Below are 23,910 nucleotides of genomic sequence, written 5' to 3'. Positions count from 1 at the left end.
CGTGTTTGCCCTGAGGCGTGAGGCGTAAGGCGTAAGGCGAACCTGCATTCACCCATTACGATTTACGCATTACGCATTACGGAGTCTGTATGCAGATCCCAAAACGCATTCTCGGCAGAACCGGCGTCGAGGTCACCCAACTCGGCCTGGGGGGCGAGGGGGTTCTGCGCACTTACGGGCAGGAGAAGCAGGCGCAGGCGGTCATCGACCAGGCCCTCGCCCTGGGGATCAACTACTTCGAGTCGGCGCGGGCCTATTCGGGGAGCGAGGGCTATTACGGCCTGGCCCTGGGGGAGCGGCGCAAGGACATCTTCCTCACCAGCAAGTCCCACCAGCGCAGCGCCGCCGGGGCCCGGGAGCACCTGCGCACCACCCTGGACAACATGAAAACCGACTGGCTCGACCTCTGGCAGGTGCACGACGTGCGCAGCGAGGCCGACCTGCAGCAGATCTTCGCTCCCGGCGGGGCGATCGAGGCCTTCGACGAGGCCAAACGGGCAGGGCGGGTGCGGTTTGTCGGGGTGACCGGCCACGAGGATCCGCGGATCATGCGCAAAGCCCTCGACCTGTATGACTTCGACACGGTGCTGATGCCGGTCAATCCTGCCGAACCGGCCCACCGCAGCTTCCTGGACACCGTGCTTCCCGAGGCGCGCAGCAGAAACCTGGGGATCATCGGCATGAAGGTGCTCTGCCGCGGCCTGGGCCTGCAGGTGCCGGGGCTGGCCGGTGTCGAGCCCTGGATCGGCTACGCGCTGAGCCAGGCGGTCTCCACCATCGTCATCGGCTGCGACGACCCCGGCCAGGTGCGGCAGAACGTCGCGGCGGCGGCCGCGGCTTCCGCCATGGCCGAGGAGGAGCAGAGAAGGCTGGAGCAGGCGCTGGCCCCCTGGGCCAGGCGCCTGATGTACTACAAGCCGTGAAATTATCAGACGGTAAAGGCAGGCACAGGGGCCGCCCCTGCGGTTGAAATAAAGCAGGAATTCCCCTGACGGTCACCGTGAGCGGGCACCCCGGCAGGGGTGCCCGCTCGTCTTGGTCAATGCTGGTGCCCGGCTGTGGGGAGCGCCTCGCCGTGGTGAGGGGCGCCATGGACGCTCTGGGCGATCCCCTCGACGTAGTGGACGTAGCTCACGTAGGCTTCAACGAACTCCCGGCCGGCCTGCACGCTCTGCTGGGCATGTTTTCTGGTTTCCACAGCCCGCCCAAAACGTTCGCGGATTCCCTCTTCGGTATGGGCCGCGATGGCCCTGGCCAGATTGTCCACGCTCCCCTGCTCCAGGGCCTGGTCCGCCTTGGCGACCACCGGTTCTACGGCCCCGGCGGCCTTCAGGCCGGTGTAGGGCGCGCCTTCGCCGGCCCGATGGATGCGCACCAGGGTTTCGAAGAAATACCTGTCGGCCAGGTTTCGGGCCTCGGGGCCGAGCTTGCGCACCGCCAGGGCATGGGCGAACGCCTCGCGGATCACCTGCTCGTTCTCGGCCTTGACCCATTTCAGAACCGGGGTGACCTCGCCTTGGTCCAGGGCGACCCGGGCCTCGGCAACCACCGGCCCGTCCAGGGTGTCGCAGTGGGCCAGGACGGCCTGCGGAGCCAGCAGGGTGGCCAGAATGAATGCTGCTGCGGTCAGAATTTGTTTGCTGCTGGATGGTGCGGTTTTCATGGTTTCCTCCTTGGGATGCGGGCTGTTGGGTGCCTTTGCCCACTAAAACGGACCATGGGAGGTGTTTGTGACAAAAAAAATAAAAAATATTTTTGTCACAAATTGCCGCTGCTGGCCGTATCAGCAGGTAAACGGAGAATGAGGTGGCGTGAATTGAGCGACGAGGAGCTGATGCTGGCCTATAGCGAGGGCGACATGGAGGCCTTCGAGGTCCTGTATGCGCGACATAAAAGCCGGGTCTTCGGATTTCTCCTGACCAGGCTGAAAAACCGGGACGATGCCGAGGATGTTTTCCAGGCGGTTTTTTCCAGGCTGCATCGCGGCCGGCACAGGTACCGGGCCGAGATTCCCTTTCTGCCCTGGCTCTTCACCATCGCCCGCAACACCCTGATCGACCATGTTCGCAAAGGGGAGACCTATGCCAGGCACATCACCTCCTCCGAGCAGGCCGTGGAAGCCTACGCCGCGCCGGAGGCCGGCACAGATCCCCTGCGCACCACAATCGCCCAACTCGCCAGGCTCAACGAGAGCCAGCGGCGCGCCCTGGAAATGCGGTTCGAGGAGGGTTTGTCCTTCGCCGAGATTGCCCAGCGGACCCAGACTTCGGCGGACAACGCCCGGCAGATCATCAGCCGGGCTATCCGCAGACTGCGCGGCCTGATGGTGAACCAGGAGAGACGCCATGAAAATAACTGATGCGGAACGCCAGAGACTGCGGGAATTCGCCGAGTTTGTCGATGCCGATCCGGTCGCTCCGACCCAGAGAATAGATGAGGCCGTCCGGCGGATGGTGGTCAAGGACCTGCGGCCCGCACTTTGGAAGAGCTTCGGCAAACTGACGCTGGTGGAAGCGGCCGCCGGCCTGGCGACCCTGAGCGTCTGCCCGCAGTTCGGCCTGGGATTCGGTGGCCACAACGAGCTGCTTCACGGGCTGCACGCCGCGATCCCTACGGGTGTCTTCTATCTTCTTTGCGGGGTGCTGTTCGTGATCCTGGGCGCGGTGCTGGGCGGCCTGGTTCTGACCCGGCAGGAGATTGGCGCCATCGGTCGCCTCCGGCATCTCTTCTTCACCGCTTACAGCCTGCTGGCCTACGTGGCACTGGTATTTCTGGGACCCGAGGCCTTCGCCGCGGGGTCCCTGGCCTGGATCCTGGGCGCGATATTGGGAAATGTGGGCGGGTTCGGGGCCGTGATCCGGCTGCGCGGGGCGCTGGGGCGGGGATGAATTGCCTGGCCCAAAATCCTTGATAGTATGAACAGGCTGCTGGAAGCTCCCAGCAAACACCCAAATTCAAGGAGATCGGGATGGCAGCCAAAAAGATACTGATGCTGGTCGGCGATTTTGTCGAAGACTACGAGGTCATGGTCCCCTTCCAGGCGCTGCAGATGGTCGGTCACCAGGTCCACGCGGTCTGTCCGGGCAAAAAAAGCGGCGAGACGGTGCGCACCGCGGTGCACGATTTCGAGGGGGATCAGACCTACAGCGAAAAACCCGGGCACAACTTCGCCTTGAACGCCACCTTCGCCAAGGTCAAGGCGGAGGAGTACGATGCCCTGATCATCCCCGGTGGCCGCGCGCCGGAGTACATCCGCCTCAACGAGGCGGTGCTCAAGATGGTGCGCCACTTCGCCGCGGCCGGCAAGCCCATCGCGGCGGTCTGTCACGGCGCCCAGCTGCTGGCGGCGGCCGGGGTTCTCCAGGGTCGCGCCTGCTCCTGCTACCCCGCGGTTGGCCCCGATGTCACGGCCGCCGGGGGAAAATACATCGAGCTGGCCGTCGACCAGGCCCACGTCGACGGCAACCTGGTCACCGCCCCGGCCTGGCCCGCGCATCCCGCCTGGCTCGCCAGGTTCCTGGAGGTGCTGGGGACCCGGATCGAGCCCTGAAACCAAAAACGTGAGGTGTGAGGGGTGAGGAGTGAAATACGCAAGGTCGGAACATCCCAGGACAAATCACCCCTCCCTTTGCCCCGGCTGCCCGCTTCCTTGCCTGCAAGAATTGGAAAGGATTTCCAAAAATCAGCAGAAAGGAGTTCGGTAGCATACTGAAATTACAAATATCACCCTCCCGGCACCTATGACCGCGAGTGTTACGTCTAAAAAATTTTGAGTGATGGAGGATTCCGGAAAATCCGCGCTCGCATGTCCCTTCCACCCCCGCCCGGTATAATTCTTATTGTTCAGCTTGTAGTGGACTCATGAAAAAATTACTTGACAAACTTGCAACCTTCGTTTTATGTAGCTCCAATTAAATAATATTTCATTTGTATCGGTTTTGGTGGCAGGTCTCTCGTCGGTCCTTTGGGGGCGGTCGGATGGCAGGTGCACCTTTGCCATAATGTTTCGTATTGTCCAATTTTTCGGGGGGCTAAGTGGCGAACTCCCGGCTTTTCCAATGGTCCCATTTGGGGCTCTGGTGTTGAATGGCTGACTAACTTGAAGTAAGAGCAGGCGTTCTCAGAAAAAGTAAATTTAATTCAATTCGAAAGCGGCATTAGTGGAGGGATTGATGTTTAGCAGATTCGTTAGGATAACCGCAGCTGTTGTGGTCTGTTTCTTTACCTGGACATCCGGAGGTCTATTCGGGGTGGCGCACGCGGCCCAAGACCTGGCAAAGAGGGGGGAGGGAAAAGGGCACGAGCTGAAAAGCCCCATTTCGGCAGAAGAGCAGTTTTCGATGCTCACCGAGGGCTTGGAATCCGTCCTGACCGATCCCGCAATGGAGGTTGCCGGCAAGAAGCAACGCCTAAAAGAGCGGAAGGGCGAGATCGATGTTCTCGACGCGGAGGTCCGGAAGCAATTTGCCGAAACGGAGAAGCGCCTCAAAGAGGCTGGGCTTCCTGCTGAAATTTTGGAGCGGCATGTTCGCTTTGTTAAGCATTACGACGAAAATCTTAAAGAATTAAAGGGAAACCTCGATCGAATTGAAAAGGCAAAAGATAAAAAAGAAGCAGAAGCGGCCATCGAAAAGGCTGAAAAACACCTGAAAAAGGCCAAGGCCCCATCGCGGCACACCCCTTTTGACCCCAACAATCTTCCCAACCGGCAGCCCAAAGGACCAAAGCGCGAACCCCGGATGAAAAAAGAGGAGTTCGAGCAGGATTTGAAAAAGGATGCGAATGCCTGGATGAACCAGAAGCGAGTTCTGGTTGCGTCTACTGGCTCCTTGGCAGGATTGCTGGCCCCTGAAAACCTCGCTGAGACGATCGAAGTCCAGCTCGCCCCGGAGATCAGGAATAAGGCCCTGGAGCTGGAAAAAAATCCCGTCAAGATCTACGAGTGGGTGCGGCACAATATCGAATTCGTTCCCACTTGGGGCTCCATCCAGGGCGCCCAGATGACCCTGGAGACCAAGCAGGGTAACGCCTTCGATACGGCTTCGCTTCTCATCGCCTTGCTGCGGGCGGCAGGTATTGAGGCGCGGTATGTGACCGGCACCGTCGAGCTGCCTATCGACAAAGTTATGAACTGGGTTGGTGGATTTACCGATCCGATGGCGGCCCTTGATTTTATGAGCAGTGGCGGAATCCCCACTAAGGGCCTGGTGGCAGGCGGCAAGATAGTCGCAGCGCGATTCGAGCATGTTTGGGTTGAGGCCCACATCGACTATTTGCCTTCTCGGGGGGCAAAGCATGTCGAGGGTGCCGGGGATACTTGGGTCAGTCTTGACCCCTCCTACAAGCAGTATGACTACACAGAGGGGCTTGATCTTAAAAGCGCCGTTCCCTTCGATGCCCAGACCTTTCTGGACCAGGTCAATGCCACTGCCACGGTAAACGAAAGTCAGGGGTATGCAACTGGAGTAAATTCTCTTTTAGTTCAGCAATCGTTGCAGGACTATCAAGCGCAGTTTCAGAACTATCTCCAGCAAAATCACCCCGATGCCACGGTGGGAGACGTCCTCGGCCGAAAAGATGTAGTTAAGCAGGAGCTCCCTTATCTTCTGGGGACCTTGCCTTATCGCACAGCGGTTAAGGGGGCGACCTTCGCTGCTATTCCTGACGGCCTCAGGCACAAGCTTTCCTTCCGCGTGGAAAGCGAAGCTGTAAACGTCTCCTATTTTGATCCTGATGCCCCGGCTGAGGTGGACAATTCTCTTAGGCTAACAAAGAGCTTGCCGGAATTGGCGGGGAAAAAAATCACGCTCAGTTACTCTCCCGCCACCCCACAGGATGAGGCAGTTATCAATTCCTACCTGCCTAAACCTCATGCTGATGGTTCCCCCATTCGGCCCAGTGAGCTACCGTCTTCGCTCCCAGCCTATCTTATTAACGTGAAGCCTGAATTGCGAATTGATGGCCAGTTACTGGCGACCGGTGCGGCGCTAGGATTGGGCGGGACAAATATTTTCACCATGACCTTCTTTGACCCGGCGTATGGGGCGAGCCAGATCACCAATTACATCGATGCGGGAGTTTTCCAGTCAATAGGGCTTAACCTCGGGCGGATCAGCCCGCACCAGTTGACCGCACTTAAAGCCAGTTTGGAGGCAATCAAGGCAAAGCTCGAGGGGCAGAATTTCGCCGGTCTGACTAAAGATGAGTTAGTGGGTGACCTTCTCTACGCCACGACGATTGCATATCACGCCGAACTTGGAGCCCTGAACACCCTCTCGGCCCGTACCATGGGGGTGAACGCTCTTTCCTTGCCTTCGGAGACCATCTTTGCCACCAAACTCAAGGTGCTCACACTATGGGGGATTCCAAGGTTTGTGCAACCTGGGGGCCTCAACATGGATGCCGATTATTTGATTCAGGTGGCCAAGGCCAAGGACGGAAACAATGATACGGTCAAACAGTACATGCTTGGAAGTGGGATGACCTCCTCAGCGCTTGAACACAAGGTTCCGGAAGTGTTGTTCTCGACACCGGGCAATCCGGTGCAGGCCATCAGCACTGTCAAGGCGCTAAAAATAGCCAACGATCAAGGCATACCCATTTTCACCGTCAATCAGGCCAATATCGCTACGGTCCTACCTCAGTTGCAGATTGACCAGCAAGTAAAAAATGACATTCAGAATGCTGTCAATGCAGGCAATGAGGTCACTGTCTCGAAGGGCAATATCAGTTCCAATGGTTGGACGGGTTGTGGGTATATTATCACAGCCCCTGAGACGGGGGCTGGGGCCTATATGATTACTGGGGGAGGGAATGGGGCTGACGTTCAAGCATTGCTGTTGCTCGGTGAAATTTTATTGTATTGCCTCGCAGCCGCTGGGGCAGTAGCCATTGCATTGCTAGCAATTATATTTGCTGGAGTCCCTGGAGCATTTGCAGCGACTTTGCCTACATTTGCTAGTGGGATAGCTGCCATTGTTGAGGCATATACTGCAATCACATTGACGATAAGTTCATTAATTTACAGTCTTCCTGAGGTTGCAATCATTATAGGAGAAACGTATTTTTCACTCCAAATTGGGCTAACCATGACTGGTCTCTTGCCTGGTGGGCCTGTAGAGTGGTGGCTATTGGTTACTGCAATTAGAATAAATCTTTATTATTATTTTAAAAGATTTGTTTATTATTTGAAAAATCATGGATTGTTTTTAGTTGGAGCCGTTGAAAGATATGAATTTATTGTCTAGTGATAAAAAAATAGATTTAATCAATGGGTTAAGTATTGCGTGTAAGTGTATTTTTCTTTTTTTGATAGGCCTGGGCAGGTATAGGGTTTGCCTATTTTTAGCATCTTACTTTTTGTTTAAGCCACTATTGTTTGAACGGATCGAAGGTGGTAAGTATCTAAGGGTTTTATATTTAGTTTTTGCAATCCCATTATTGTATTTAGATATTGCTCATGGACAGATATTTCCAATATTTAAAAGCAATTTGATTGTATTCTTTTTGTCATTTGCTTTGTTGGAGCTTTTGTCTAAAAAGTACATAAATTCATATGTTGAAAAAATAACAAGTAATGAAATTTTCTCATTTTGTAAAAAATGTGGGTATGAAAATATTGAATTAGTTAACACTTGCAAGAATTGTCAGTTTGCCAATAAGGAAGAGTTGCCAGGTGGTAAAAATAATAGTGAGATTGGCATAAAATTTAAAACTGACAATAAAAATCATTTTTCACATAATCCAACAAACAGGTTGCTTAAAATATTAAGGATTGGGAGCAGTGAAGAGGTGCATTTGAATATTAAAATCCCATATATCCGAGGTATTCATAAGAACAATAATAAAATTCTGTGTAAAAATGTAATCGTTACAAACCAAAATATTATATTTATTGACTACAAATTTTATCATCGTGGATGGTCTTTTCAAGACTGTCTGTCTTTTTCAAATTTCAAAAATGCTGAAGTTGGTATCAAGCGAGTTGGTGTCTCCGATTTTCCTCTTTTGAAAATAATAACCAACGAAAATGAAAAATTTGAGTTTTTTGTCAGTGTAAAAAATCTCAATCAAGAAAAATATGAAATGTTAGCAGAAGAAATCAACAAGCTGCATAGAAAACACCAACAATTGCCATTGAGTGCTAATTGATTTATCTGCAATATTTGCTTCTGGAGGGAAGATGCTTAAGCGGATTTCGATCTTTGTCGGAATAACTCTTTGTTTTGCCATTGTGACGGGTAACGCCCAGGCCCAGCTCCCCCCTATTGCCTCCGGCCTTGCATACCTAACATCTTCCCAAGGTCCGGAAGGTAACTGGGGCAGCGGCACCTCCCTGGTCGAGCCTACCGTCGCTACGGGGGCTGCCTTGGAGGCCCTAAAACTCCTGAACCAGACCGCCGGTACCCCATACTCCACTGGTCTCTCCTGGCTTGAAGCGCAATCTTTTCAGTCCATTGAACATATAGCAGCAAGAATAAGGCTCTTGGGTCTCTCCGATGTCAATGCACTCATTCCCGCATTAGATTCTGCGAAAGGCGGATGGGGTGGATACCTCGGGTACGAAACGAATAATCTCGACACTATTCTTGCTCTCCAAGCCCTTAAATCTGCCAATTACCAAACCCCTACTGTCATTTATCCCTCACTGGCATATATAACGGGTACCCAGAACCCTGACGGAGGATGGGGCTTTCGCAGGGGGGACGGAAGCAGTGTTTACATGACAGCGGTGATATCGGCTGTCCTTCAGCAGTTCCCCCAGATGACTACCATTGCCACCGCCGTCAACAAGGCTACCGCTTATCTCTCCTCTCGACAGAACAGTGATGGTGGGTTCGGTGGCGCTCCCTCCTCGGTCCATGAGACAGCCCTTTCCTATATCGCCCTCGTAGCTGTTTCTACCGATGTTACGGCCTTGGAGGGGGCGATAAACTTCCTTGTCGCAACCCAGGCCGCTGACGGCTCTTGGAGTGATGATCCCTACTCTACGGCTCTGGCTCTCAAGGCGCTTCATCTATCCGAGCAAAAGCCCCCCCCACCGCCACCACCGGCCGCCGGCGGCAGGATTACTGGGACGGTGGTTGATGCAACTACCACTTTAGGTGTTGGTGGTGTCGCGGTTGCTCTAGCGAGTAACCCTCTCATCAACACAACTACGGATTCATCAGGTAATTTCAGCTTGGAGGATGTGCCGACCGGTGATCAATTGGTCAATTTCTCCATGGCTGGCTACGCCTCCCACACAGTCACGACGGGTGTTGCAGACCGGGCCGTTGTGAATCTCGGGAAAATACCGCTGCTATCGAGTTATTCAGCCGGGACCATTGCCGGAACGATCAAGGATCCCTCGGGACAACCCCTTTCGGGAGTCTCTGTCGCCGTCTCTGGCGCCTGGACCGGGAGCGCCGTAACCGGAGACGACGGCAATTTCATGTTTACCTTCGTCACCCCTGGCGAAGTGACTATTTCCGCATCGAAGGCAGGTTATCTGACTGTTACGGGTGGCGGAACGGTTTTTGCCAGAACGACCCTGTCCTTTTCTCCCCGGATGGGCAATACCCCGTCCCAGGTTACTACTGGCAGCATTGTCGGCAGGGTCGTTGAAAACACGACAGGCCGGCCCCTCGATTCACTTCCTGACGAGGAGGGGGTCACGGTGAGAATATCGGGCGGCTTATCGGTCGAACCCGACCCTGACAATGGCGGGTATTTCCAATTGCAGGGACTTGCTCCAAATACCTACCAGGTCACGGTTGGCATGAATGGCTTTGCCAGCCATACCTTCCGCGTGGTGGTAATGCCGGGCGTTACCATTGACTTGGGGACGATTCGCCTGAGCATGTCTTTTGCGATGACCCTGACAGGCAAGGTGACCAACGCCTCGACAGGGGTTCCGATCTCCGGTGCGGAAGTGGCCGTAATGGGGACCCATCTCACGGCACGTACCGATTTTGCCGGGACCTATGTCATCGCCGATATCAATTATCCAGAAATCACCATCAAGGCGGCCGCGACTGGCTACAAGCCCAAGTCGTACATCATCGGGACGGCACCATGGACCCAGACCATGGACATCGCTCTGGCGCCCTTGGTGACTACGGGCGGCCTGGCCGGAGCGGTGATCGACGCCTTGTCCAGCCAGCCTTTGAGCGGGGTGTCTTTGTCCCTGGCTGGGGACCCTTCCGTCAGCGCGACCACGAACAGCAATGGAGAGTTTCTGTTCAATACCCTCCAAAAAGATGCCCAGCAGATAAAGCTTTCACTGAGCGGTTACGCGCCTCTGGTATTGACGGCAAATGTCACGGCAGGCGCGGTCAATAATGTGGGCAAGGTTGGTATGACAGTGAATCCTGGTCCTGCCTATATCCAGGGGACGGTTTGGGATGGGATCGTCGATGCTCCTTTCGCCGGGGTCGAAATGCAGGCGACAGGGACGGGCTTCTGGCAAACCCACACCTCCACGGAGGGGACCTATAAAATTTCCAACGTGACCCCGGGGACGGTGTCCGTTACTGCGGCCGCCGGGCCCAAGCCCGGCTACTACGGGGCAAGATTCACAGGTCCGCTGGCTCCGGGCGGAGTTCTAATCTTCAACCCGACGCTCTCTACGATTCCCCCACCAGGGATTCTGAAAGGCACCGTTTTCGATGGCAGCAATAACAAGCCGATCTTCGGTGCGACCATCACTCTTACTCCTGCGCCGGAAGGTTTCGACCCAGGTTTTACAGACGGGGCTGGGGCCTTCTCCGTCTCGGGCATCCCGGTAGGCACTTACGCTGCGTCGATTTCTGCCCCCGGGTATTCCAGCCAAAGCGTCAATGTCGACATCATTGCTGGATATTTGGGTGAGACAAGTATCGAGGTTCCGCTCCAGCGATACTACACTTCCAGCACCATCTCCGGAAAAATAACCGATGCTGCAACCGGGGCCACGATAGCCGGAGCGAACATTTCAATTCCCGGCACGAACAAGTCGACCGTCAGCGATGCACAGGGGAATTACCTGTTGAGCGGGATAACCTCGATGTCGGTATCGATCAAGGCCTCGGCCGAGGGCTATGACAGTAAGGTCTTCTCCTTCCGGGTCAATGCATTCGGCGAGTATGATGTTCCTCTGGCGCTTAATCTTGAAGGGACAAGCACCACGACGGTGTTCGGGACGGTTCGGGATGCTGAAACGAATCTTCCCATCGTTGGTGCCGAAGTCGCCATTGTCGGTGGAAACAAGTCGGCGGCGACCGACGCCGATGGGAGCTACTCCCTGGGCGGCGTTACCGAGATGGTCATGGACCTCAAGGCGTCCGCCCCGGGATACAGCAGCAGGTACGTCCCCCTGGCTTCCGACACTTACGGCGAATATGAGGTGCTCTTTTCGCTCACCAAGAGCCGCTTGAGCAACGTCACCATCAACACTCTGGCTACCGACAAATTCACCTACGGCGGGAACGAGTTGGTCACGATAGAGTCAGAAATCGAAAATCTGGGAGACACATCAGCAGAAATATCTGTTGGTGCAGAGATGGTTGATCAGTATGGGAATGTGGTCGGATTGGTGTCTTTCCCGGCGAACCCCATTGTAGTGGATGCCCAGGCAAGCCAGCCGGTGTCCTTGGCGTGGAACACGGAAAAGAACGCTCCCGGGTCATACCAGGTTGTACTCACCCTGGTCGATCACGCTCAAGGGGGACTGCTCGCTGAAAATAGGACCTCTTTCACAATCGTCCCCACAGCAGAGGTTGAGGGTCTGGTCTCCCTCATCTCTCCCAAGTTCGTCAATATCCGGGCGACCGAAACCATCGGGCTTTCCGCATACCTTGTCAATAAATCCAATGCAGAAGTCACGTTGTCAGCTCAATACGAAATAAAAGATCCCGATGGCAATACACTCACCCAGGGTTCTCAAGATTTTCTCCTCACTGCGTCTGAGCAGTTCAAGAACATCCCGCTTCCGGATTTCTCGAACACTTTTGGACAGAGCGGACAATACCCTGTGACCATTAAGATCTTCAACGGAGAAGCTCCCCTTGCCCAGACTGCCGACGCGATCTACGTGGCTCCATCGATCAGGATTGTGCCGTCAAAAACTTTGGATCCAACAACTGTGATTCCAGATGGGGACAAAGACATTCAGATAAAGATCCAGCTTAAGGGTGTGGAGGAATTGTGATGAGAATCTATGGAAAAATTCTGTCGTTGTTCTTCCTCGCCGCAGTTTGCTTTTTGTTGCCAGGAGCTCAGTTGGCTTTCGGGGCTCCGGTCCCAGGCATCGATGTGACCTATACGAGGGATGCGGATTTTCATAAAGGGACCTTGCTGAATCTGAATCACGAAGGGGTGAACGATCAGTTGCAGCTGGGCGAGACGACCGAGCCTTTTCCGTTTATTTACGTGGCCAATTCCGGGCGAGGGTCTATTGTCCGGATCGACGTTAATACCGGAACGATCCTTGGGGAGTACTATACTTCTCCGAACGGGATGGGAAAAAACCCATCGAGAACCACCGTGGATCAGGTCGGAAACGTCTGGGTGTCGAATCGGGATGAGAGTGGTTTCTCGGTAGATAGAAGCAAAGGTTCAATAACAAGAGTAGGGCTGGTTATCGGTGGGACCCGCGTAAATTCCGATGGTTCGATAAATCCGACTGGCCAATTTCTGAAGCCCCCATTTCAATACAACACCTGCATTGATCGTAACAGCGATGGGTTGATAAAGACTTCCCGCGCTGCTGATAACAGGCTTTCCTGGAATAACACTGGTGGCGCCGACACGCACGGAGGGGTGACCACCGCTGAAGATGAATGCATTATTAACTACACAAGGGTCGCAGCCACAAACACACGAACTGTGGCAATTGATGCAAACAATGACGTATGGGTTGGCGGGGCCAATACCATCCACGAAAAGGTGAGTGGAATTACAGGTCAGCCTGTTCCGGGAACGTCGTTCAATCTTGGTTGCGGGGGCTATGGCGGCCTCGTTGATAAAAATGGAGTCCTGTGGTCGGCTCGTTACGGTTCAGGCTTGTTGCGGTTTGACACTAAAACAATGACGGGTTCATGTCTTGGGAAGGGCCGGGGGGATTATGGTCTCGGTGTGGACCCGAATACGGGGGAAATTTGGCACACCTTCCTTGAGGGAAACCGGGTAGCAAAGCTGGCCCCCAATGGTACATTGCTGGGCATTTTCAACCACGGGTCTCATTACGCCCAAGGCGTTGTTGTGGACAAGGGTAGTAATGTCTGGGTGGCCCATTCATTATATGGATCGACTGTGGGACACCTGAGGACGGATGGGACCTATGTTGGTAGCCTAACAACGGATTCGGGGCCGACGGGCGTCGCGGTCGATGCAAACGGGAAGGTTTGGTCTACGAACTATTACTTTTGGACTGCCAACAGAATCAACCCTGAATCCGGCGCGGTAGGTGGAGGGGGCTTCAGGGTCGGCGCCGTAGATAAGGCAGTGAGCCTTGGCGCTAGCGCCTACCCCTACAATTACAGCGACATGACCGGATACGTCGCACTTGGGGGGACTTCATCCCAAGGGACCTGGTATGTGGTTCAAGATAGCGGTGTAGAAGGAAACAAATGGGGAACCGTCACTTGGAACAAGGAGGCAGAGGGGACGGTTCCTGAAGGCGCTCTTATTCTCGTTGAGGCGCGTACCTCAGACACAGAAGCGGGATTGAGCGGAAAGAATTTTACGGCTCTTTCGAATAATCAACCCTTCTCTCTTGCTGGCAGATTCATTGAGGTAAGGGTGACAATGAAGCCAAGCAGCAGCGGAGAGAAACCAGTTCTTTCGGATCTGCGCATCAGCATGACACCCATCAATAACGTGCGGGTGATCGATACAATTTCTTCGTCGAATATTGTCATTGACCCAAATTCATTCACCCAGCAGCCTTACAGCATTAATTACGCAAATGATAAGGCAATCATTGAATGGCGTTTTGATGCCTTTGCGATCGGGCAGATCCAAGACCTTTCCTATCGGATTTCACTGAAAAGCCCTATCGCGGGCGAGAACCGATTGGTAAGCCACAGCCTTGAGGTCCTTTACACAGACATCAACGGGAATACCGTCAGGAATGAAATCGGCCCTCAGTTTGTGCAGGTATTGGATTCCAAGTACGCAACACTGGTTCGGACAGACAAGCTCACTTACGGGGTAGAAGAGGATTCTGTCATAAGTGCCGAGATCACAAACCAGAGTCAATTCTCCAAAACTCTTGATGCCAAGATTTCGATCGAAGATGGCAGTGGAGCACTGGTGCAGGAGGTAGAAGCACTCTCAGGCCTGATGTTCGCCGCAGGTGAGACGAAGAATTTCAATGGCCTCGTATTCAATACGGGTGCCACTTATGCTGGGAACTACCGAGTAAAGTTGGTTTTATTTGACGGACAGAGTCAAGTCGGGTCGGCGGTGACCGATTTCACCATTGTCCCAAGTATTGCTGTAAAGTCTGGTCTGGTCACCGATAAAGTGTCTTACAATCCCAATGAAGAGGCAACAATCACTGCAACCGTAACTAACCAGAGTCTTAATTATGCGATGGAAAATCTCACCGCCAAGGTCACCGTCAGTAGTCAAAATCCCGAAGGAAGTACCCAGCTATATTCGGGGACCAAGGAAATTCCTGTGCTTATGCAGGGAGGATCGACCAACTTCAAGTCCTACTGGAATACTGCTACCCACCCGGCAGGTTCTTATCTCGTAACAGTTGAGGTCATGGACGCCTCTGGGGCCTTGGTCTCTACATCAACGCGTGACTTGGTAATCAGCAGCATTACGAAGCCCACAGCCCTGCTCAAGGGACAGATATCCCTTGACAAGAATAGTCTCCTCTCGGGGGATGTCGTTACGGCCACATACAGTGTCTCGAACTCGGGCAATTTGGACCTTGCAAATGTCGGACTTTCTATCAGGACGATCCATCTTACCGAGGAGATTGAGTACCATACGATTGCCGACCAGACTGCCCTTAATATGGGGGCAACCTACACCAACAATGGCTTGATCGATACTCAGGGATACAGTGCCAAGGACTACCTGGTAGTCCTCCAGGCGAATATTGATGGGGTGGAAGAAAGCCTGGCCGGTGCATATTTCAGGGTCGAGGGCGCACCATCAGCGCCTGCGCTCATCGGACCGATGAATGGAGCCGATGTTGAAACATTCACGCCTTCGTTGGTGGTGAGCAACGCCGCAGATCCCAACGACGATAATCTCACTTATGAATTCGAAGTCTATAGGGACAGCGGGCTGTCAAGCCTTATTGTCTCAGGTATGGCATTCGAAACAGCCAGCAGCACGGCATGGACGGTTTCGGACCAACTTTTCGAGAATGAAACCTATTACTGGCGGGTCCGGGCCTATGATGGGCATTTGTATGGTCCCTGGATGACGCCTGCTGCTTTCAGGGTGAATACGGTTAATGATCCGCCCACCGCACCAACCATTTCAAGCCCTGAAGATTGGGCGGCTGTTGCAGTGCTCAACCCGGTGCTCACTGTTAATAATTCCACGGATCCTGACAGTACGAATCTTACCTATAACTTCGATTTGGCTTTTGACCCTGATTTCACACAGGTTGTTGCTTCGGTGGCAGGTGTTGAAAGTGATGACGGTACCACATCATGGACAGTGCCGATTAGTCTTCAGGAGAACGGCTTATATTACTGGCGTGCCCAAGCTGATGATTGGCTCATTGAGGGCCCCTGGTCGACCGTCACCCGGTTTTTTGTGAATACGGCTAACGATAGCCCTTCGGCGCCCGTTGTCACAGTTCCGGCAAATGGCTCAGTGGTACCCGCGTTGGAAACCGATATTGTCGTTACCAACAGTGAGGATCCTGATTCTACTTCACTTGTTTATTACTTCGAGGTAGACACGGTAGCGACCTTTGATTCAGCCACCCTCATGCGGTCGGATGCCGTGGCAGAGGGAGTGAATGTCACCACGTGGTTCGTAAGTGGCTTGCAGGAAAACACAAGGTACTTTGTGCGCGTTAAAGCAAGCGACGGGATGGCTGAGAGTGCCTGGTCAACTGTCGTTAAATTTATGGCCAATACTGTAAACGATCCGCCAACGATCCCCGCCTTGGACAACCCCTCCGACGGTACGGGCGTGAATTCGTTTACGCCGACCCTCTCGGTTCATAATTCGATGGACTTGGATGGTGACGCTTTAACGTATGAGTTCGAGGTTTACCAGGATTCGGCCTTGGCCAACCTGATTGCCCAGTCAGGCAGCATTGTTGAGATGCCTGATGTGACGGCTTGGGAAGTGCCTATTGCGCTTGTAGAAAACCAGACCTATTTCTGGCGGGCCAGAAGTTTTGATGGCACCGTTTTCAGCGAATGGATGCCGATGGCCTCCTTTATGGTGAACACGGCAAATGACGCTCCCGGGGCACCGCTGCTCTTGGCTCCGGCAGATGGGCGAACCCTTGAGATTCTTACTCCAACACTTATGGTCAAAAACGCTATTGATCCCGATAGCGATCAACTGACCTACGATTTTGAGGTGTACAGCAATAATGTTTTGATCGATGCGAAAACCGGAATTCTTGGAGGTGGGGACGGCACAACCTCGGTTACCTTGGAGACCCCGCTGTCTGACAAAACCTCTTACAATTGGCGAGCCAGGGCCTTTGACGGGGATCGCTACGGTCAATGGATGAATCTGGCAACCTTCACAACCCACATCCCTAGGGTCGCCATTAAAACTGATATCAAGTTTGAGCCTGAAACTTTGAATCAGAAATCCAAAGGGACGTGGGTTAAGGTAGATATTTTCCTGCCGGCGGGATATAAGGCCGAGGATGTCGACATCACTTCGATTCGCCTCGAAGAGATCGTTCCCGCAGAACCATGGCCGTTCAGCATTCATCACGGCAAGGATGAGGACAAATTGACTGTTAAATTCAGAAGGGACGCCGTTATTTCCGTACTCCCGGAGGGGCAAAGTGTGCCGGTGCATGTGACTGGCGACATTGGATCGACCCCGTTTGAGGGCATGGACATCATTCGGGTCATCCATTAGAGATGCATCTGCCTAATGAACATAGGCGGGAGGGCTGGTTGCCTGCCGATGCAAGCCACTTATTTTAATAATTAATTTAATATTCGAGAGAATAGTGAAAGCCTCCCATCCACGGATGGGGGGCTTTTTCTTTGCGCTCTGTGATCAACAGGGACGCACTTCTTGATCCTCAGACCAGAAGTTGCCCTGGCTGATGGCCATCGAGCACACATCAGGAAAAAGCTGCCTTAAATTGCTGTCGATCTTCAATTAATGGTGGAATTTTGGGGCATGGAGGCGCCCATTGACTGCCAGGGCCAAAAACGCCTGCACGAAAGCAAAAGAACCTCCCGGTCATGGCGACCCGGGAGGCTCTTGTTTGGCTGCCGCAGCGGGGGCGTACCCCGCCGGAGGCTACTGGATGGTGATGACCACCTCTTCCTGCTCCTCGAGCAGGTCCCGGGCGGCGAGCTCGTTGATGAAGGACTTGAGCTCCTCCTGGGTCTGCGGGGCGGGGGTTTTGAACTGGATGGCCATCCCCGGCAGGGTGGTGAAGGCGCCGTCGTAGATGTCCTTCTTGTAGATCACCATCCCCGAAAGCCGGAGGTCGGTCCTCTCGCCGGCGGCGATGTGGATCTCGACCTGGGTGCCGACCTGCAACGGCTCCTTCTTGCGCAGATAGATCCCTCCCTGGGAGAGGTTTACCGCAAACAGCTCCTGGCTTTCGGTCGCGCTTTTCACGGTGACCTTACCGGCGAAGGCGATGCGGAAATGCCGGCGTTTTTCCACGCCGTCCGGCGTCAGCACGGCCTGGATGGCGCGGTGCAGGCTGTCGGGGGTCAGGGGCTTCAGCAGGTATTCCGCGGCGCCGAGCCGGCGACTTTCCTGCTTGGTCTTGCCCGAGCTGTCCGTGGAGGCCATGATCACCGGAACCTCCACCAGCTCGGGGTCGCTCTGGATCTGGCGCAGCAGGGAAATGCCGTCCATCGTCGGCATGTTGACGTCGAGGATGACGGCATCGGGGGCCATCATCTTGAGCAGCTTCAACGCCTCGAGGGCACTGCCGGTGGGAATGACCTCGTAGCCCATGCGCTTGAGCAGCAGCCCCGCGTACATGACGAAGGTCTTGTTGTCGTCGATTACCAGGATGGACTTGGTCTGCGTATTCATTGGGCCCCTCCGGAAAATATTCATTTAAATTCTATTCGCTCAATTTAGCGCACCGGGGACGTGAGGGCAAACAAAACTTTGCCGATCGCCGCAAGGTTCGCGGTGCGCCGCTCAGCCGGTAAAGGCGTTGACCAGCAGCGAGCCGATCAGCAGCGCCATGAACAGGTTGAGCGTGCCGAACATTTGCGCCGGGGCGCCGCGACGCAGCCCTCTGAGGGTGCGCAAAGTCAGCCAGAGAATGACCGCGGCGGCCAGCAGCCGGGCGGCCGGGGCCTGCGGAACCCCCAGGCCGAGCAGCAGCCACCCCCCGGTGGCCAGGGCCAGGCTCCAGGCCAGGGCGATGCGCAGCACCTGGGAAGCGCTGAAGGCATCGAATATGGTCGGCAGGCCGGCCCGTTGAAAGTCTTCCCGGTGCCTGAGGGTGAACAGCCAAAAGTGGGGGATCTGCCAGAGAAACAGCAGTCCGGAGAAAACCACGATGCGGTGGTCGCCAGGGTCGCCGCCGGCGCTCACCCAGCCCATCAGCGGCGGGATGACGCCGCACAGGGCTCCGGGGAGCACCGCGAAGCGGCTGTGGCGTTTGAGGGGCGTGTAGACGCCGTTGTACCAGCAGGCGGCAAACAGGCCCAGCAGGACCACGACGGGTCCCGGGGCCGCGCCCAGGGTGCCCAGTCCGGCGCCCAGCATCAGCACGGCGGCGAGCAGCCCGGCCCGGGGGGTGAGCCGGCCCGCGGGGAGGGGGCGGCCGCCGGTGCGGCGCATCAGGGCGTCGGTGTCCCGCTCCTGGAACTGGTTCAGCGCCGAACAGCCCGCGGTGAGCAACAGCACGCCGCAGCCCAGGGCGGCGAGCCCGACGGGGCCCGGGGGGCGCGGTCCGGCGAGGCCCCCGGCCAGGGCCGAGGCCGCCACCAGCGCCGAGAGGCGTGGCCGGGTCAGCTGCAGTATCGGCATCATCGCTTCGAAATCCTGAACGAAGGGGTCATTGCAGCGTTTTCAGATATTCCACCAGGGCTTCGATCTCCTCCTCCGGCAGGGCGCCGAAGGTCGGCATGATCGGCGGATAGCCCTGGACCTGGTCCGCCTGCGGCTGGATCAGGGACTGTCTGAGGTACTGCTCGTCGGCTTCGATGGTCAGCTCCTTGCCGTCACGCAGCACCTTCACCTGGCGGCCGAACACCCCCTTCAGGGTGGGGCCGACGCTCTTGCTGCCATCGGTGGAGTGGCAGCCGACGCACCCCTGCCTGAGCATCAGCTGTTCGCCGAGGGACTGGGTCTTTTTCGCCCCGGCCATCCGCTTGAAGTACTCGATGATCTCCTCGAGCTCGAACTCGGAGATCTGCCCCTGGTAGGCGGGCATCGCCGGCGGGAAGCCCTCGACGATATCGGCCGCCGGTTCGAGGATGGAGCGCTTCAGGTACTCCTCGTCGGCGGTCAGGGTCCGCTTCTGCCCGGCGCTGAGCACCTCGCGGCTGCTGCCGAACAGTCCCTGGAAGGTCGGACCGACCTTTTTGCTGCCGTCCAGGGAGTGGCAGCCGATGCAGCCGAAGCGGGTCAGCAGAGCCTCGCCCTCGTCCGCCTCGGCGGCCGCGGGCTCGCCCCGGTACCATTCCTCGAACTCGTGGGGGGTGAGCGCCTCGACGGTGGAGATCATCGCCGCGTGGGCCACCCCGCAGTATTCGGCGCAGAAGATGTCGTAGGAGCCGGGCTGTTCGGCGTTGAACCAGACGTGGCTCTCGAGCCCGGGAACCGCGTCGCGCTTGACCCGGAAAGCGGGGATGTAAAACGAGTGGAGCACGTCGGTGGAGTGGATGTCCACCTTCACCGGCTGCCCGGCCGGAACGTAGAGCTTGTCGCTGAGCTTGCCGTTGGCGTACTCGAAGCTCCAGGACCACATGCGCCCGGTGGCCTTGACCACCAGCGCCCCCTCGGGGACGTTGCGCAGGGCGAGGTAGCCGGCCCAGCCGTAGTAGAACATCCCCATCACCAGGATCGAGGGGATCACCGTCCAGACCACCTCGAGCGTCAGGTTGGAGGCCTTGTCCGAGGTCGGGTGGGGGTGGCGCTTGCGGTTGTAGCGGACCACGAAATAGACCATCGCCGCGGTGATGCCCAGCAGCATGATCGCCGAGATGCCGAAGATGAAGAAAAAGACGAAGTCGACGGTTTCCGTGGTCGAAACGATTTGAGGATTCACGCGCTTTGCCTCACCTGTAGAGTACGTCGAAAAAAGTGAACCCGATGAAGATGGCCAGGGTCACCAGGGCCGCGAACAGGCTCAGCCGCAGCAGCCTCCCCTCGTATTTCATGTGCATGAAAAAAGCGATCACCAGCCCCGACTTCACCGAGGCGATTCCCAGCGCCACCCAGATGTTGAGCGGCCCGAGGTGGATGCGGGACACCGCCACGGTGATCGCCGTCAGCACCAGCAACGCCAGCCAGACGGCGACGAAGGTGCTGTAGCCCACGATATGTCCATGCTCTTGTTCAGCCATAAATTCACCCGAAAAGATGTATGTGTTTCTGGACCCCCGGCGGTCGAAATTTTTGACCACTGACCACTAAAGAATCAAATAATACAGCGGGAAGATGAAGATCCAGATCAGGTCGACCAGGTGCCAGTAGAGCCCGGAATTTTCCAGGGCCACGAAATCCTCGGCATGTACCCGCCCGGAGCGCACCTGGACGAATACCCAGGCCAGCAGGGCCCCGCCGATCACCACGTGCAGCCCGTGCAGGCCGGTGGTCACGTAGTAGAGCCCGAAAAAGACGCTCTCCCCCGGGGCCAGCTCCTTGAGGTGGGGCGAGTCGGGGTAGAGGCCGTGGTGGATCTTGGCGCTCCATTCGAAGTACTTGTTGACCAGAAAGATCAGCGCCGAGGCGATGGTGACCGCCAGCAGCACCAGGGTCAACCTGCGGTTGCCCTTCTGCAGAGCGGTGATCGACATGGCCACCGCCAGGCTGCTGGTCAGCAGCACCAGGGTGTTGACCGCGCCGAACACCACGTTGAGCTCGCCGCCGGCCTTGACGAACTCCTCGGGGTAGCGGTGCAGGTAGACCCCGTAGAGGATGAACAAGCCGCCGAACAGCAGCAGCTCGGTGAACAGAAACAGCCACATGCCGAACTTGGCGCCGGCGTAGTCCTTGTGCACCTCGCTCATAGGATCCCCGCTGCTTTGAAATCGTAGGGGCCGTGGGTCACCACCGGGTCGACCTCGAAGTTCTCCGTCGGCGGCGGTGAAGAGGTGGTCCATTCCAGGGTGGCGCCCCCCCAGGGGTTGTCACCGACCGGCTGGCCGCGGAAGGTGCCGCGGATCAGGTTGAAGAACATGAGAAACACCCCGATGCCGAGAATCCAGGAGCCGACCGTGGCCAGCTGGTTGAGACGGGTGAATTCGGGGATGTAGTCGTAGTAGCGGCGCGGCATCCCCTGCATGCCGACGACCTTCATCGACAGGTAGAGCACGTTGAAGCCGACGAAGATCAGGCCCCAGGCGATGGTGGCGATGCGCTTGTTGTACATGCGGCCGTAGATCTTCGGCAGCCAGTAGTGCATGGCGGCGAAAAAGGCCATGCCGGTGCCGCCGAACATGGTGTAGTGGAAGTGGCCGACCACGAAATGGGTGTCGTGCACGTGCACGTCGGTGGCCGGGGCGCCCAGCACCAGGCCGGTCAGGCCGCCGATGGCGAACAGCAGGATGAAGGAGAGGGCGAAGAGCAGCGGCGGGTCGAGGGAGATCGACCCCTTGTAGAGGGTGGCGACCCAGTTGAAGACCTTGACCGCCGAGGGGATGGCGACGACGAAGGTCAGCAACGAAAAGACCAGCACCGCCATGTCGCTCATGCCGCTGGTGAACATGTGGTGCCCCCAGACCAGGGAACCGGCCGCGGCGATGGCGATGGAGGAGACGGCGATGGCCTTGTAGCCGAAGGCCGGCTTGCGGGCGAACACCGGGATGATGTCCGAGATCACCCCCATGCCGGGCAGCACCATGATGTAGACCGCCGGGTGGGAATAGATCCAGAACAGGTGCTGGAACATGATCGGGTCGCCCCCCCGGGTGGGGTCGAACAGGCCGGTGCCGAGCAGCCGCTCGACCAGCACCAGCGCCAGGGTGATGCCGAGGATGGGGGTGGCCAGCACCTGGACCCAGGCGGTGGCGTAGAGCGACCAGATGAACAGCGGCAGGCGCCCCCAGCTCATCCCCGGGGCGCGCATCCGGTGGATGGTGGTGATGAAGTTGAGGCCGGTGAGGATCGAGGAGAAGCCGAGGATGAACACGGCGAAGGCGGCCAGCGAGACGTTGGTGGTGGTCTGCACGCTGAAGGGGACGTAGAAGGTCCAGCCGGTGTCGGGGGCCCCGCCGCCGCTGAACAGCGAGCCCAGGGCCATGGCCGCGCCGATGGCGTAGAGCCACCAGGAGAGCAGGTTCAGCCGCGGGAAGGCCACGTCCTTGGCGCCGATCTGGATCGGCAGCACCAGGTTGCCGAAGGCCGCCGGGATGCCGGGGATGATGAACAGGAAGATCATGATCACCCCGTGCAGGGTGAACATGGCGTTGTAGGTCTGGGCCTCGACGATGGTCTTGCCCGGCAGAAACAGCTCCAGGCGGATCAGCAGCCCGAGGGTGACCCCGGTGAGGAAAAAGGTGACGATGGACCAGAAGTAGAGCAGGCCGATCCGTTTGTGGTCGGTGGAGAAAATCCACGAGAAGAGTCCCGAGTAGTCCTCCCGCGGGGTCAGAAAGCCCCGGTCCGGTGCCGTAGCCTGAAGGTGTGTCTCTGCCATAGAATCCTCAGTGAAGGTTTTTCCTGCGGCCGGTGACGACCAGGAAGGTCAGCAGCCCCGCCGCGGTCAGAAAGACAATGGTTCCCGACACCCGCAACAGGTTGAAGACGTAGGTCTTGTTGGCCGGGTCGTAGCTGAAACAGAATTCCACCACCTTGCGGATGGTGGGGCCGACGCGCCCCTCGGCCGCCTCCATCAGCGACAGGGTCAGGTCCATCGGCAGATACGACGTCCCGTAGAGGTAGCGGACGATCTTGCCGTCGGCGGTGACCACGAAGACCGCCACCGGGTGGAGAAAGTCGACCCCCTGGCGCTGGTAGCGGTAGCCGGCGGCCTCGGTCAGGCGTTGGATGTCCTCGAGCTCTCCGGTCAGAAAGCGCCAGCTCTGCTCGGGAAACTTCCCCCCCATGGCGGCCATGTGGATGCGCTTTATGTTGCGCGCCCAGTGGGGCGTCTCGGTTTCGTCGAAGCTGATCGAGAGGACCTGGAAGTCTTCCCCGGGTTTCAGTTTCAGCTCGGGCAGGGAGCGGGCCAGCCCCACCTGCAGAAAATTGCAGACGTTGGAGCAGCGGTAATAGACCGGGGCGATGATGGTCGGCCGGCTGATCAGCTCCTTGAGCAGCACCCGTCGCCCCTCCTCGTCGGTAAAGCTCAGATCGAGGGGGATGCTCTCCCCAAGGCGCTCTTCGACTCCGATCGGGGATGGCCCGGCCGGCTGCACCCCGCCCAGCGAAGCTGCCGGGACCAGGGCAAAGGCCAGGGCCGCCAGCAACCAGACGCAGGGGAGCGCGGGGAGCAGCGCGCGGGCGAGGGGGGAGGGCGTGGTGGCTTGAATCATCGGACCCTCCTGCATGGATTCAGGGATAAATTAATGCGTGCCGCCGCAGCTGGCAGGCGAACGAAATATCCGAGCAATCATAACATCT

The 23,910-nt window shown here is 56.8% G+C and carries 16 protein-coding genes; 8 read left to right on the top strand and 8 right to left on the bottom strand.

From position 1 onward, the window contains the following. Window positions 1-89: 89 nt before the first annotated feature. Window positions 90-923 (top strand): aldo/keto reductase, encoded by an 834-nt coding sequence (locus DESUT3_RS15900; RefSeq protein WP_221249451.1) that lies wholly within the window; start codon window positions 90-92, stop codon window positions 921-923. A gap of 116 nt (window positions 924-1,039) precedes the next feature. On the opposite strand, the gene DESUT3_RS15895 is transcribed toward DESUT3_RS15900, so the two are convergent. Then, entirely contained in the window at window positions 1,040-1,663 is a 624-nt protein-coding gene (locus DESUT3_RS15895) for a DUF6448 family protein (RefSeq protein ID WP_221249450.1), read from the bottom strand. 138 nt (window positions 1,664-1,801) lie between these two features. Here DESUT3_RS15895 and DESUT3_RS15890 point away from each other — a divergent pair, with 138 nt between their 5' ends. The 7 genes from DESUT3_RS15890 to DESUT3_RS15860 all read left to right on the top strand — a co-directional run bounded on the left by DESUT3_RS15890 (window position 1,802) and on the right by DESUT3_RS15860 (window position 17,049). After that, entirely contained in the window at window positions 1,802-2,359 is a 558-nt protein-coding gene (locus DESUT3_RS15890; RefSeq protein ID WP_221249449.1) for an RNA polymerase sigma factor, read from the top strand. Beyond that, window positions 2,346-2,888: a hypothetical protein gene (locus DESUT3_RS15885; RefSeq protein ID WP_221249448.1), complete on the top strand. Its 543-nt coding sequence runs from the start codon at window positions 2,346-2,348 to the stop codon at window positions 2,886-2,888. The genes DESUT3_RS15890 and DESUT3_RS15885 overlap by 14 nt, the downstream gene beginning before the upstream one ends. 80 nt (window positions 2,889-2,968) lie before the next feature. After that, window positions 2,969-3,550 carry a DJ-1/PfpI family protein gene (locus DESUT3_RS15880; RefSeq protein ID WP_221249447.1) on the top strand — a complete coding sequence of 194 codons (582 nt, stop codon included), beginning with the start codon at window positions 2,969-2,971 and terminating at the stop codon, window positions 3,548-3,550. Between the two features lie 790 nt (window positions 3,551-4,340). Next, the gene (locus DESUT3_RS15875; protein ID WP_225911535.1) at window positions 4,341-7,247 is read left to right on the top strand and encodes a transglutaminase domain-containing protein; all 2,907 of its coding nucleotides are present in this window, start codon (window positions 4,341-4,343) and stop codon (window positions 7,245-7,247) included. Next, on the top strand, window positions 7,213-8,151 hold the full coding sequence (locus DESUT3_RS15870; protein ID WP_221249446.1) for a hypothetical protein: 939 nt from the start codon (window positions 7,213-7,215) through the stop codon (window positions 8,149-8,151). The genes DESUT3_RS15875 and DESUT3_RS15870 overlap by 35 nt, the downstream gene beginning before the upstream one ends. A 31-nt stretch (window positions 8,152-8,182) precedes the next feature. Further along, window positions 8,183-12,169 (top strand): carboxypeptidase regulatory-like domain-containing protein, encoded by a 3,987-nt coding sequence (locus DESUT3_RS15865; RefSeq protein WP_221249445.1) that lies wholly within the window; start codon window positions 8,183-8,185, stop codon window positions 12,167-12,169. Beyond that, on the top strand, window positions 12,169-17,049 hold the full coding sequence (locus DESUT3_RS15860) for a hypothetical protein (protein WP_221249444.1): 4,881 nt from the start codon (window positions 12,169-12,171) through the stop codon (window positions 17,047-17,049). The genes DESUT3_RS15865 and DESUT3_RS15860 overlap by 1 nt, the downstream gene beginning before the upstream one ends. 393 nt (window positions 17,050-17,442) lie before the next feature. On the opposite strand, the gene DESUT3_RS15855 is transcribed toward DESUT3_RS15860, so the two are convergent. The 7 genes from DESUT3_RS15855 to DESUT3_RS15825 form a co-directional block, all read right to left on the bottom strand. Continuing rightward, window positions 17,443-18,198, bottom strand: coding sequence for a response regulator (locus DESUT3_RS15855; protein WP_221249443.1), 756 nt, complete (start codon window positions 18,196-18,198; stop codon window positions 17,443-17,445). Window positions 18,199-18,309: 111 nt separating this feature from the next. Next, window positions 18,310-19,152, bottom strand: coding sequence for a protoheme IX farnesyltransferase (locus DESUT3_RS15850; RefSeq protein WP_221249442.1), 843 nt, complete (start codon window positions 19,150-19,152; stop codon window positions 18,310-18,312). A gap of 25 nt (window positions 19,153-19,177) precedes the next feature. Beyond that, on the bottom strand, window positions 19,178-20,392 hold the full coding sequence (coxB, locus tag DESUT3_RS15845; RefSeq protein ID WP_221249441.1) for a cytochrome c oxidase subunit II: 1,215 nt from the start codon (window positions 20,390-20,392) through the stop codon (window positions 19,178-19,180). 10 nt (window positions 20,393-20,402) lie between these two features. Beyond that, window positions 20,403-20,690, bottom strand: a complete 288-nt coding sequence (locus DESUT3_RS15840; protein WP_221249440.1) for a cytochrome C oxidase subunit IV family protein — start codon at window positions 20,688-20,690, stop codon at window positions 20,403-20,405. A gap of 66 nt (window positions 20,691-20,756) precedes the next feature. Continuing rightward, window positions 20,757-21,356, bottom strand: a complete 600-nt coding sequence (locus DESUT3_RS15835) for a cytochrome c oxidase subunit 3 family protein (protein ID WP_221249439.1) — start codon at window positions 21,354-21,356, stop codon at window positions 20,757-20,759. After that, on the bottom strand, window positions 21,353-22,984 hold the full coding sequence (gene ctaD, locus DESUT3_RS15830; protein WP_221249438.1) for a cytochrome c oxidase subunit I: 1,632 nt from the start codon (window positions 22,982-22,984) through the stop codon (window positions 21,353-21,355). Before ctaD ends, DESUT3_RS15835 begins: the two co-directional genes overlap by 4 nt. A gap of 7 nt (window positions 22,985-22,991) precedes the next feature. Beyond that, entirely contained in the window at window positions 22,992-23,822 is an 831-nt protein-coding gene (locus DESUT3_RS15825; RefSeq protein ID WP_221249437.1) for an SCO family protein, read from the bottom strand. Window positions 23,823-23,910 lie beyond the last annotated feature (88 nt).

This window comes from Desulfuromonas versatilis, from assembly GCF_019704135.1.
In the GTDB taxonomy this organism is placed as follows: Bacteria; Desulfobacterota; Desulfuromonadia; order Desulfuromonadales; family NIT-T3; genus Desulfuromonas_A; species Desulfuromonas_A versatilis.
The sequence above is the reverse complement of the archived record's forward strand: the minus strand, read 5'-3'. Positions and strand labels throughout refer to the sequence as shown.